Genomic DNA, 13600 nt, shown 5'->3' with positions numbered 1-13600 from the left:
TGCTGATGTAATCGCACGCAACTGCAAGATCAAACCCGTATTGGCTTAAAAATATAATATTTTCTTATGAATAAATTTTTGACAAATTTATTCATCGTGTGTTCTATTGCCCTAACTTTTTCAAGTTGCCGCAAAAAAGCTTACGATGATTTTTATGGTCGTCCTGAAAATTTAGCGCCTCCTATTTATCAGGTTTTACAATCAAAAGGAAACTTTAGTAACCTTTTGGCTTGTATTGATAAATCGGGTTACAAAGCTACCCTGAACGCAGCCGGCTACTGGACGTTCTTCGCGCCCAATGATGAGGCCTTTAAAAAGTATTTTACCGAAAATAATACTTCTATTGACCGTATGGATTCGGTTACCGCACGTAAAATTGTGACCTACTGTTTGGTTTACAATTCGTTTAAAACCGATCACATTGCCGACTATCAGGCCAATACCGGCTGGGTAATTAACAATGCCTTTAAACGCCGTACGGCTTATTATGATGGGGTATATCAGGATGCGGCAAACGGGCAGCAAATGAGTATTATTTCTTCCAACAGAAACCCTTATTTAACAGGAAATACAGCCAATGTAAGTTACATTTTTGGTGATAATAACAATAAGTATATCCCATACTTTTTCGATTCTTATATAACTACCAAAGGTCTTTCGGCGGCAGATTATAATTATTTTTTCCCGAATGCCACTTACTCCGGCTTCAATGTAGTAGATGCCAGTGTAGTAAACAAAGACATCACTGCCGAAAACGGGACTATTCATGAAATAAACCGGGTGGTTTTACCACTACCTAGCCTGGAACAGTATCTGGCATCCAACCCGCAATACAGCGCATTTAAAAAATTGTACGATCAGTTCATGATTACGTACCAGGCCAATGCCGATGCTACGCACCGCAATACGGTTTTGACAGGTTCGGGAGCTACGGTGTATGTAAAGCAGTATTCAAATTTACTGGGCTTTTCGCCAAACAATGAAAATTTCCTAAAGGTGATGGATAACGATGGTCAGTCGGACGGATATTCTTTGTTTGTGCCTAGCAACGATGTTTTTAACAAGTACCTGAATGATGTAATTCTGGAAAACTACAAAACGGTTGATAAGCTTCCTACCCAAATTATAGCCGATTTACTGAATGCACACATGTGGCAAACTACTGTATGGCCCAGTAAATTCAGCACTACTAACAACATTCAGGGTGAGCCTGCCCGTTTCAGTGCAACCGGTAATGTGGTTGATAAAAAGTTTTGCAGCAATGGTGTATTTTATGGAACCAATATTGTACAGCAGGCTAATGTATTCAGCAGCGTGTACGGTAAGGCTTACCTAGATCCGAACTATTCATTAATGACCCGTGCGCTCGATTTAAACCTGCGCTATACCGTAAGCAGCCCTAACCTGAAATTTACGGTTTTCATGATGCCTGATGCTGTACTACGCAGTTTGGGATATGATTATAGTACGGCTAACAGCGCGTTTACTTATACCTCCAACGGAGTTACTACAGTAGGTAACACCGCACGCGATCAGCTTTTAAGAATTTTAAACCTGCATATTGTACTTACCCCTAGCGGTGAATTGAATGATTTGTCGGGCTCGGGCATTGCTGAAACTTATGGTGGCGAGTACATCAGATGGAAAGGTAACACAGTTTATGCCGGCGGCAATGTGGAAAATAACCAGGTGATTGGTGTAACTGGCTCAAAAACGGCTAATAATGGTAAGGTATATTACCTGAATAATAATGTACTTCAATACCCGGTAAATACAGTAGCTTCTCAAATCCAGAAGAACGCGGCCAAATCATCCGACCCGTACTATGATTTTTATCAATACCTGATTAACTCAACTGTTTACAGCGCCACCACTGGCGAAATTACAGCCATACAGCCGGGCGTGTTTTACACCATATTTATTCCTACCCACCAGGCTATTCTGGATGCGGTGAAAAACGGCTGGCTGCCAGGTACGGTATCGGGTTCAATAGTAACACCTAATTACAATCCATCATCTTCAACTGATAAAGACATGGTATCCAGGTTTATCCTGTTTCATATTCTGGATGGTAATACCGTAGCACCTGATGGCAAGAAAAATGGTCAGTTTGCCACATTGCTGAAAAACTCGGTAGGAGATAAGGTAAACCTGGTAATTGCCAGTCAGCTCAACAGCATGCAGATAGGGGATAATAAAGGTCGGACTGCTAATCTGGTACCAGCCAACAGCAACTATTTAGCTACCCGAACACTGCTGCACCAAATTGATACCTATTTACAATACGCCTACTAAACCTTTGAGCTGATTATATGAAACAAATTTTTACCACTTTATTGTGTTTGTTTTTATTTCTTCAACTATTTCAGCCTGCACCTGTGTATGCACAAGCCCCCGATAAAATTTTGATAAAAGGGCGGGTGATTGACCAGAAAGATAAGCAACCCGTTATAGGCGCAACGGTAGTAGAACAGGATAATGATAAACGTACCGTTGCAGGTGCTGCTACAGATATTAACGGAAACTTTGCCATTAAAGTATCCAGTACTACGCATAAGTTATCTTTCTCGTTTATTGGCTACAATACTAAGGTTCTGGATATAGGCGAACGCCGGATATTCAACGTGAACCTGGAATCAAGTTCCAGAACACTGACCGAAGTAAATATAAGCGGCGGCCGCAGGGTAAATAATGGTACTGGCCTGAACGTTGACGAACGTAACCGTACTACAGCTTCTGTAACCGTGAGCGGGAAAGACGTTGAAGAACTACAGGCCACTACTATTGACCAGGCTATACAAGGGCGTATGCCGGGTGTGGATATCGTAGCCAACTCCGGCGATCCGGGTGCGGGTATGTCTATCCGCATACGCGGTACATCAACCATTAATGGTAATACTAACCCCTTAATTGTGGTAGATGGCATTCCGTTCGAAACCACCATTCCGAGCGATTTCAACTTTGCTACGGCTGATGATACTCAATATGCCAACCTGCTCAGTATTGCACCTTCAGACATTCGGGACATTACCGTATTGAAAGATGCAGCCGCAACTGCTGTTTGGGGCTCAAGAGCTGCTAACGGAGTATTGGTAATCAACACCAAAAGAGGAGTACAGGGGCCGCCAACCATCACTTATACCTTTAAAGGCTCTATTTCTAAATTGCCCAGCGCACTACCTATGCTCAGCGGCGATCAATACTCTACACTTATTCCGCAGGAGGTAATGAATGTGACCGGTGCGCCTTTAAATACCTTTACCGTTAAAGAGTTTGAGTATGATCCGCAGGATAGTTATTATTACTACAATTACAGTAAAAATACCGATTGGGTAAAAGCAGTTACCCGCAACGGTTATGTAAACGATAATAACTTATCTATTTCGGGTGGTGGCGAAAAAGCCAGGTATTTTGCCTCAGTAGGTTATACCGGGCAGAGAGGAACCATCATCGGTACAGGCTTGGATAGGCTGAATACCCGCGTGAACCTGGATTATATTGTGTCCAGCCGCATACACTTTACTACCTACCTGGCTTATACGCATAGTTCCACACAGGCCAACTTTGCCAGCTCCAAATCAGATAACATCTTGGGCGAGGCTTATTTAAAAATGCCCAACATGAGTATTTACGAATACAATGAAAATGGTGTTTTAACCCCTAATTATTTCTCGCCAGCATCCAACATTCAGGGGCAGTATACTTATTACGGGCTTGGTTCAAGCGGTGTATCTATCTACAACCCGGTAGCTATGGCCAATTCGGCTATCAACAAAACGGTAGATGACCGGGTTACCCCGCACTTTAATTTAAGCTATAGCATTATTCCGAATATACTAACCGCTACATCGGATGTGCAGTTTGATGTGGATAACAGTAAAAACAACCAGTTTCTGCCGCAAACTGCTACAGGTCGGCCTATTACGGAAACGTCAGTGAACCGGGCTTATAACTATGATTACGATGTTTTTAATGTACAATCGAAAACCAACTTTATTTATACCCCAAGACTGAATGAAAAACATACTTTCCAGGGTTTATTATCACTTCAAACGTATGATAATAAGATTGTAACCCAATCGGTACAAACGGCTAATACGGCATCTACTACGTTGCAAGACCCTTCAACTCCTTCACGTATTCAAAACAGTGATTTGGGTATAGCTTCCGGTACTACCGAAACCCGTTCGGTTGCAGCATTGATTAACGGTCAATATAGCTTTTTGGACCGTTACATTCTTAATGTAGGTTTACGTGGTGACGGTAACTCACGTTTTGGCGCCAACCACCGGTATGGTCTTTTCCCTTCTGTATCAGCCCGGTACCGGTTTTCAGGCGAGCCTTTCATGAAAAGATTTGATAACTGGCTGGATGATTTAAGTTTCAGGGCCAGTTACGGGCAAAGCGGCAACGCACCGAAGTACGATTACCTGTTTTACAATACCTATACTAACTATGCTTATAACTACATGGGACTGTCGGGTGTGTATCCGGCAAACATCCAGCTGGATAACCTGCGTTGGGAAACTATAGTAGGTACCAACCTGGGTTTTAACCTGATTATGTTCAAAAACCGGGTGAACATTGATATGGAATTTTACCGAAACCGTACCAAAAACTTGTTTACAGATAACTTACAGATATCATCGTTTAATGGTTATAACTCCGTAAGCCTTAACGTGGGCACTATGGATAACCAAGGCTTTGAGTTCAGCATTTTCACCACGCCGTACAAATCCAAGAAGCTGGTTATTGATTTCAACTTTAACATTGCGCACAACTACAATGTGTTGCGTTCTATTTCGCCCTATTATCCTAACTCAAGCGGCAACACAACCCTTAATGGTAATTACCTAAGCTTGTTACAAGTGGGCAACCCGTTGGGCTCTTTTTACGGTTACAAATATAAAGGTGTATATAAAGATGCAGCAGCCACTATTGCTAAAGACAAAAATGGCAATCCAATTATCAGCCCGGATGGTACGCCGGTGCAGATGCGTTTCAATTATCCATCAACCAATTACATTTTCCAGCCTGGCGATGCTCAGTATGAAGACATTAACCACGATGGTAATATTGATGCTAAAGACGTAGTGTACTTAGGTAATGGTAACCCTAAAGTTACCGGTGGTTTTGGTCCAACCTTTACTTACAATGGCAACCTGAAGTTAACAGCTTTCTTTAACTACCGATTGGGCGGACAAATTATCAATCAAACTAAAATGCAAACAACCAACATGTACAGTTTCAATAACCAAAGTACGGCTGTTTTACGCAGGTGGCAAAACATAGGCGATGTAACCGATATGCCGCGAGCTTTATACAACAGTGGTTATAACTGGTTGGGATCAGACCGCTATGTGGAAGACGGTTCATTTTTGCGGGTGCGTTCCATTACCCTGCGCTATACGCTGGCCCAAAGGGTAGCCCGCCAATTAGGGTTGAAAAACATAAGCGCTTATGTAACTGCCGAAAACTTGTACACTTTCACTAAGTACACTGGGCAGGACCCGGAAGTAGCTTCCAGAGGTAACGGCATATTCTCATTGGTGCAGGATAACTCAACAACCCCACCTGCCAAAATATTCACTTTGGGTTTAACGGCAACACTTTAATCACGGAGGAGTAACTATGCAAATACATAAACTTTTTAAAACGATACTGATAACCGTACTGGCTCTATCATTCTGCTCCTGCAACAAATACCTGGATTTAAAGCCTCAGGATGGACTTACCCGGCAGGATTTCTGGCAATCAAAAGAGCAGATACAATCGGCAGTGATTGGTATTTATTCTTCAATGCTTTCAGCACAAGGGGATAGGGCTTTGCCCGAATACTTATTCATGTGGGGTGAGCTACGTGCCGACATGATTGCGCCTTATCAGGGTGGAACCTCCAATGATGAGCTGAATATCATCAGTGATAATGTTTTGGCGAGTAATGGTATTACCAACTGGCGGGTATTTTACCGAATCATCAATTATTGTAACACCGTGCTTGATTACGCACCGGGCGTATTAAAGGTTGATAATACCTTAACTCAAGCACAATTAAACGCCTATTTATCGGAAGCATTGGCTATTCGTAGCCTGATGTACTTTTATTTGGTGCGCACTTTTGGCGATGTTCCGCTAAAGCTGAAATCCACTTCATCTGATAATGATTTGGTGCAGCTTGCCAAAACATCACAGCAGGATGTACTTAAGCAAGTTGTTACCGATTTGAATACGGCCGAAGGTTACGCTTTACCTACTTACGGCAACAGCATTACTGACCGTGGGCGTATCACCAAGTTTACCATCAATACCTTACAGGCCGATGTGTACTTGTGGATGGATCAGTACGAGAACTGCATTACTGCTTGTGATAAAGTTATTAATTCAGGGCGATATGGTTTAATTACGGGTGATGCCGGCTGGTTTGTGAACTTGTTTGTAAACGGTAACTCTAACGAAGGCATTTTTGAGTTGCAGTACGATTCCCAAGTGCTGAACCCTTTTTACAACATGTTCCTAACTACCAAGCGCCGCTACCTGGCAGAACCGAACATTATAGAAGATTTTTATGGGGTGGATTTAAGCGACGACAACAACCGCGACATCAGAGGTGTTGACGTAGCCGTACATATTGCCGATTTAACGATATGGAAATATGTGGGCCTTACTGCTACTACATTGCGCACGCAAGATATATCATACGCGCACTGGATGGTGTACCGGTATGCCGATGTTCTATTGATGAAGGCCGAAGCTTGTGCCAACTCCGGCAAAGGCCAAACTACGCTTGATATTATCAGTCAGATCCGGAGAAGAGCTCATGCTTTAGATAACTCGGCCGTGAACAGTAGCATTTCAGGCACCTCCATGAATGTGGATCCTACGGATGTAGGTGGCTTAACCGATTATATTCTGGCCGAGCGGGCACGGGAGTTTGCTTTTGAAGGTAAACGCTGGTTTGATGTTTTGCGCAATGCCAAACGTAATAATTATGCACGGCTGGATTTATTGCTGAACATGGCTGCCCGCAGTGTACCTGCCGATAACCAGCAGGCCGCTATCAATAAGTTTAAAGATGCCAGGAGCCATTACCTGCCTATTTATCAATACGAACTAACTACTGACCCTAACTTGGTTCAGAATCCATTCTATAAATAAATAACAATCATAAAATACTTGTTATGATGAAAAAGTTTATTTCAAAATTCTGCTTGTCGGCCATTATAGTGATGGCAGCCGTTGCAGTAACCTGTTTTTACAGCTGTAAGCGCGAGCATTTTGTAACCTCCACAACCAGCGATGTAAACATGTTCTCGTACTTTGATAAGTACCCCGACCAGTTTTCCATGTTTCAGCAAATACTGGATAAGGCGGGCTACAGTGGCTTTCTGAATGCTTACGGAACTTACACCTGCTTTGCCCCTACCAATGACGGGGTTAAAGCATACCTGAAAGCAGCCGGAAAATCATCAGTAGCTGACATTGATGTGAATACCGCCAAAAACATGGTGAAAATAGCGCTGATACAGGATACCATCAGTACCCAGATGTTTACCGACGGTAAACTGCGCACCGCTACCATGTATGGGCAGTATTTGATTACAGGAGCTACGTTTGTTAATGGCGTGGCTAGCACAACGGTTAATAAGCAAGCCAACATTGTACAATCCAACATCAGGGTAGGTAATGGCATTATACACGCCATTGATAATGTACTGTTGCCGGCTTCCTTAACCCTGGCTAAAATGGTGGAGCAAAATCCTAAGTACGCCATTTTTACGCAAGCCTTAAAAAGCACTGGCTTTTATGATACGCTTAATGTAGATGCTTCGGCCAACACCAATATCAATCGTAAATACGTAACGCTTATTGCCCAAACCGATTCCGTGTTTAATGCGGCAGGTATAGGTAGCTATAATGATCTGGTGAAAAAATATTCGACCACCGGCAATCCTAAAAACCCAAGTGATAGTTTGTACCTGTTTGTGGCTTACCGGATTTTGCCGGAACTGAATTACCTAGCCGACATCATCAGTGCACAATCACACATTACATTGGCGCCACAAGAGGTAATTACCGATCAGCTATCGGGTACTACCATTCTGCTAAATAATGATACTTTTAATGGCGTGCTTGAGCCGGGCGTAGCATTAGATAGAGCAATGAGCGATAACTCGGCGACTAACGGGGTACTACATTCGGTAAAGAGCAATTTCCGCATTAAGGTACGTAAGCCATCGCCGGTTTATTTTGATCTAGGCGATCAGCCTGAAATACGCAAACTGACTTCAGTATTCAGAAAAGCAGGTAAAAGCGTACAGTTTACCGCAGGGCAACTGGCCGATGTAACCTGGAATGCCGATGTAATTACCTATACAGCTGTAGCTAGCACTGATGCCAATTTTTATTATTGGGATGACCTGTTAACTTTTAACAGCTTACGAACCGCCGCCACTACCATGAACTACATTGACTTTAAAACGCCTACACTTATTAAAGGTCGGTACAAGGTTTGGGTAGATTTTAGGTCCAGCGCGGGTGGTAGTAATATTCAGGTGCAGTTTGATGGACAGCCTTTGCCTAACATCGTCAACTTCCCGGATAACTTGCCTAGCACAACCGATTCGGGTCCGGTGCTGGAATCAAAAGGATATAAGCGTTATGCTACCGCGCAGGTTAACGGAACCGCTCCAACCAATAACAAAATGGTGGGCAGGTTGGCCGGTGTAATTGATGTAACCTCTACCGACAGGCACCATATCAAATTTGTAGCCATCGGCAATACCAAAGGCGCTGTTACCATTGATATGGTAGAATTCCGGCCAATTGATATGGATCAGGAAAAGCCCACCTTCGGTCGTGATGGTACCATTACTCCATAAATATTATTCTACCTGTACAACATCTGATTAATACATCAATGAGCAAACTATTTAAATATACCATACTGATTACCGTACTGTCTGTAGCGTTTACCGCATGTAAAAAGCAGTGGGACAAGCGCGACACGGTAACCGACCCGCAACTTAATGTATCGCTAATGGAGCAAATACAAGCTCACACTGATTTGAGTGTATTTGCCGGATATTTAACCAAAACAGGATACGATAAGCTGTTAAATTCAACTAAAACCTTTACTGTTTGGGCACCCAACAACCAAGCTATGCAAGCGGTTGACCAATCTCTGCTGACCGATACAGCCAAGCTGCGCCAGTTTGTGGCCAACCACATCACCACCCAAATTTACTTAACCAATGCGCCGCAGCCATCATTGCGCATTCATACTTTGATTGGTAAAAACGTAACCTTTACTGCCTCAAAGGTGGAGGATGCCAATATTGTGAAAGCCAACCAATATGTGCGGAATGGAGTGCTGCACATTATTGATAAGGGGCTAATACCCAAACAAAGCATCTGGGAGTTCATTAATGGGCTTACTTCGATAGGTTTAAAACAAAAAGCTTACCTGCAATCGCAAAATTATACCGTTGTAGATACCAGCCAAGCTACCATAACCGGTGTTGATCCTGTTACCGGTAAGCCGGTGCTTAAACCCGGCACAGGTGTAATTAGCAAAAACCATTATTTTGACAATGTAGCCGATTTAAGTAATGAGGATAAGCTGTACACCTACATTGTATTAACTGATAATGCTTATGATACAGAACGCAGCAAAGTAACTAAGTATTTTGCCACCAGTACAGCCGATAGTACTTACAACCTGTCATCATTTAACGTACTGAAAGATTTAACGTTTAATAACGCATTAACTACAGCACAGCTTACTGATACCGTACTCTCGGTAAATAATGTAAAAGTGCCGGTTAATAAAAGCAATATTGTACAAACTTATAATGCCAGCAACGGCATTGTATATGTTATGAATAATGTGCCTTTCCGGGTACAGGATAAAATTACACCCATTTACATTCAGGGCGAAAACCCAAGCTACTTTTCACGTACCGATAAGGCCGGTGATATATTCTATCGCATTAAAAAAGATAACAAAGGGGTAACGTTTAATGATATATACATTTTTGGCGGTGGTGCCAACGGGACTTTACCAGCACAGTTTTATGCTGCTTATCTGCCTAAAAACTTGTACTCATGCCAGTATAAGGTGTATTGGCGAGCTATAAACGATGTGCAGACTACAGCTATTTCACAGCAGTTGGCCTTTAATACTGTAACGGCAGCAACCTTTCCCTATACCAACGTGAACCCGCTGGTTTATGATGATGTTTTGCTGGGTAACTATACCCTGAGCAAATTTGGTACTATACCCATGTATTTGATTGGGGCGAATGCTACCGCTTCGGGTACCAACAGTCTGATACTTGATTATATTAAACTGGTACCGGTATTATAACAACTTAAACCTTCATTATGCTAATTTTTACCAATAAGACTTTTCTTTTACTGCTTTTTGGCCTGCTGATAGGTAGCACGGTAAAGGCGCAGGTACCAGATAGCGTGGCCCGGTACAAGGCCGATTCTTTGCAGAAAGCCAGAGGTCCTAAAGTATCAGGTATCATCAGAGATGCAGCAACCGGTAAACCTGTATCAGGTATCAATATTAATATATTTGAGTACACGGCTGCCATCAGTGATGAACGCGGACGATTTACCATCGGCGTGCCCGATTACAACGCAGTGCTGATGGTATCAGGGCAGGGGTATCAACAAAAGGAGGTACCTGTAAAAGGGCAGGAAACGTTACCCGATATTTGGTTGTATGAAGATACTTATAACTCGGTTTACGATGTTGCTACTTTGCCGCTGAAAACAACCCCCATCAACCAGTTAGTTAATTCTGTTTCTACCATTAACACCCAGGGTGCATGGGAAACCGCAGCCGAAATACCCGATACCTATTTACAAGGTAAAGTGGCCGGTTTGAACGCTATACGCCGGTCGGGTACACCTAACATTGGCGCTAATTTATTTTTGCGTGGCTATAATTCTTTATATGGTACCAACATGCCTTTGGTGGTGGTAGATGGGATGATCTATGATGTAACACACTACGGTCGTTCGCTTATTGGCGGGCATATCACCAATCCGTTAGGGGATATTGATATACACGATGTAGATAACATCACTGTAATCAAAGATGCTGCTTCGGTATATGGTACTAAAGCCGCTAACGGTGTAATAGTAATTACCACCGGCCACAGCCAAGACTTAGCCACTAAAATTGATTTGGGGATATACAGCAGCTATAATTATGTGCCGCATACTATGTTTTACCCTGTGATGCAGGCAAGCGATTACCGCACGTATCTATCTGAAGTGCTGAATACCAGTGGTATGTCGCCTACTCAAATTGCTGCTCAGCCTTACATGAACGATAACCTGAGCAATCCTGATTATTACACCTATCACAATAATACTAACTGGCAAAAACAAGTATTTAAAAACGGTTATAACCAGAACTATAACTTGCGTGTAGCTGGTGGTGATAACATAGCCAAGTACGTGTTATCAGTAGGGTATGGTAATAACAAAGGTATTAGCCAGGCTACCGATTTGAGCCGCTACACTACACGGTTTAACGCCGATTTGAACATTAGCCGGCATTTTACCGTGAACACCAATTTATCATTCAGTTATAACGAGCAAAACCTGCGCGATCAAGGCGTATACCCGAAAACTAACCCTTTATATGTAGGACTTATTAAATCGCCGCTGCTCAGGGCTAACGAGGTGAACAATCAGGGAATTGAATCGCCGAACATTAGTGATTCGGATATTTTTGGGGTGAGCAATCCTATTGCTATTAATGATAATGTACAGGCACTAAGCAAAAACTATCGCTTTTTTGGTAACATCAACTTCCGGTATCAGATTAACAAATATCTGGTAGCCCAAACACTGATTGGTGTAACATCCGACAAGATTCGTGAAAATACCTTTATACCCCGCGCTGGTATTGTAAATGATACATTAAACAATGCCATTGCCGATAGTCGCTTAGGCAGCCGGGTACAACGGTTGTACACTTTGTATAATGATACCCGTGTAACTTACGATCGGGTGTTCAGTCGCATTCATCATTTAACAGCCAGTGTGGGCAGCCGCTTTAATCAAACCAGCAGTAATGAACTGTATGCGCTGGGGTATAATTCAGCCATCGATCAGTTGGTAACCGTAGGTACCGGAGCTCCATCTTTGCGGGCAGCCGGAGGCGATATTGGTAAGTACCGCTGGTTCAATAATTATCTGAGTGCTGATTACCAGTTATTGGGCAAATACTTCCTTAACTACAGTATGGCGGTTGATGCCTCCTCCCGGTTTGGCTCTACCGTAGCTAACGCACTTACTATTGATGGGGTGAAAATGGCGGTGTTGCCTTCGGTTGCGGCAGGCTGGCTGATTTCATCTGAAAAATTTATGTCGAACGTCAGGTTTATTGAGCTGCTTAAACTGCGCGCCAGCTATGGCTTAACCGGTAATGATGATATTGGCAATTATGCCGCACGGCAGTTTTATGTGTCACAAAACCTGTTAGGGTTACAAGGCTTGGTAAGAGGTAATATCGGCAACTCCAGTTTGCAATGGGAGGTAAACCGGAAACTGGATATTGGTTTAGATGCTTCTCTTTTAAAGGAACGGTTAACCATTACAGCCGATGTATTCAGGAACACTACTTCTAAAATGATTACGTATGACCCTACAGCGGCGGCTACCGGCTTCACTTATGCGGTATATAACAATGGTAACATGCAGAATACTGGTGTTGAACTGAGCGTGAATGGACGATTAATTAACAAAAATAGCTTCAAGTGGGATTTAGGTGTTAACCTGGCTACTTACCGTAATAAAGTCACTAAGTTTCCGGGTACCAGCATGCAAACTACTTACGCAGGTGCTAACATACTTACCCAAGTGGGCATGCCAGCCAACGTATTTTATGGTTATAAAACCAACGGTGTGTACCAGTCGGATGCGGAAGCTGCGGGTGCAGGGCTTTCGGTGCGTACTTCTACCGGCAGCTTAATTGCGCTGAAAGGTGGTGATATGCGCTTTGTGGACATGAATGGCGACAAGGTAATTGACAGTCAGGATATGCAGGTAATTGGTAATCCAAACCCAAAACTTACCGGAGGCTTATCTACCGATGTAACTTATAAACGTTTTACCCTAAGTGCTTTAGTAACCTTTGTGAGCGGCAACCAAATCTATAATTATACCCGTCGCATACTGGAATCAGAAAATGGTACACAAAACCAAACGTTGGCCGTACTGAACCGCTGGCGTGCCGATGGGCAGGTAACCAACATGCCTAAAGCCGTTTACGGCGACCCAGCAGGGAACTCCCGTTTCTCCGACCGGTGGATTGAAAACGGTTCATACATCCGTCTCAGAACAGTTTCTTTGATGTATAACGTGCCGGTTAAAGCTAAAACTTTCAAATACATTAAAATATATGCCACCGGCAACAACCTGCTCACCTTTACCAAATACCTAGGCTATGATCCAGAATTCAGTGCTGGCGATAGTCCGCTAATGCAAGGTATTGATGCCGGTTTCGAGCCTCAAATCAGAACGGTACAGTTAGGCGCACGCCTGGGGATATAATGTTTTGACCACTAGACACAAC

The 13600-nt window shown here is 43.1% G+C and carries 6 protein-coding genes; all 6 read left to right on the top strand.

The features are described from left to right. Positions 1-66 precede the first annotated feature (66 nt). Genes HH214_RS04850 through HH214_RS04825 form a run of 6 tightly spaced genes read left to right on the top strand, consistent with a single transcriptional unit; the run spans position 67 to position 13578 of the window. Positions 67-2295 (top strand): fasciclin domain-containing protein, encoded by a 2229-nt coding sequence (locus tag HH214_RS04850; RefSeq protein WP_169606268.1) that lies wholly within the window; start codon positions 67-69, stop codon positions 2293-2295. Between the two features lie 17 nt (positions 2296-2312). Further along, positions 2313-5615 carry a SusC/RagA family TonB-linked outer membrane protein gene (locus tag HH214_RS04845; protein WP_169606267.1) on the top strand — a complete coding sequence of 1101 codons (3303 nt, stop codon included), beginning with the start codon at positions 2313-2315 and terminating at the stop codon, positions 5613-5615. A 16-nt stretch (positions 5616-5631) separates the two neighbouring features. Beyond that, positions 5632-7155 (top strand): RagB/SusD family nutrient uptake outer membrane protein, encoded by a 1524-nt coding sequence (locus HH214_RS04840; RefSeq protein WP_169606266.1) that lies wholly within the window; start codon positions 5632-5634, stop codon positions 7153-7155. 23 nt (positions 7156-7178) lie between these two features. Beyond that, on the top strand, positions 7179-8879 hold the full coding sequence (locus HH214_RS04835; protein ID WP_169606265.1) for a fasciclin domain-containing protein: 1701 nt from the start codon (positions 7179-7181) through the stop codon (positions 8877-8879). Positions 8880-8917: 38 nt separating this feature from the next. Next, entirely contained in the window at positions 8918-10366 is a 1449-nt protein-coding gene (locus tag HH214_RS04830; protein ID WP_169606264.1) for a fasciclin domain-containing protein, read from the top strand. 17 nt (positions 10367-10383) lie between these two features. Continuing rightward, positions 10384-13578: a SusC/RagA family TonB-linked outer membrane protein gene (locus tag HH214_RS04825; RefSeq protein ID WP_169606263.1), complete on the top strand. Its 3195-nt coding sequence runs from the start codon at positions 10384-10386 to the stop codon at positions 13576-13578. Positions 13579-13600: the final 22 nt, after the last annotated feature.

This window comes from Mucilaginibacter robiniae (genome assembly GCF_012849215.1).
Classification (GTDB): domain Bacteria; phylum Bacteroidota; class Bacteroidia; order Sphingobacteriales; family Sphingobacteriaceae; genus Mucilaginibacter; species Mucilaginibacter robiniae.
This window is presented reverse-complemented; position numbering and strand designations above follow the sequence as displayed.

What these genes read in the sequence shown, in the direction of transcription:
- HH214_RS04845 (WP_169606267.1), top strand. Translation starts at nt 2,313, where the DNA reads ATGAAACAAATTTTTACCACTTTATTGTGTTTGTTTTTATTTCTTCAA.
- HH214_RS04825 (WP_169606263.1), top strand. Translation starts at nt 10,384, where the DNA reads ATGCTAATTTTTACCAATAAGACTTTTCTTTTACTGCTTTTTGGCCTG.
- HH214_RS04835 (WP_169606265.1), top strand. Translation starts at nt 7,179, where the DNA reads ATGATGAAAAAGTTTATTTCAAAATTCTGCTTGTCGGCCATTATAGTG.
- HH214_RS04840 (WP_169606266.1), top strand. Translation starts at nt 5,632, where the DNA reads ATGCAAATACATAAACTTTTTAAAACGATACTGATAACCGTACTGGCT.
- HH214_RS04830 (WP_169606264.1), top strand. Translation starts at nt 8,918, where the DNA reads ATGAGCAAACTATTTAAATATACCATACTGATTACCGTACTGTCTGTA.
- HH214_RS04850 (WP_169606268.1), top strand. Translation starts at nt 67, where the DNA reads ATGAATAAATTTTTGACAAATTTATTCATCGTGTGTTCTATTGCCCTA.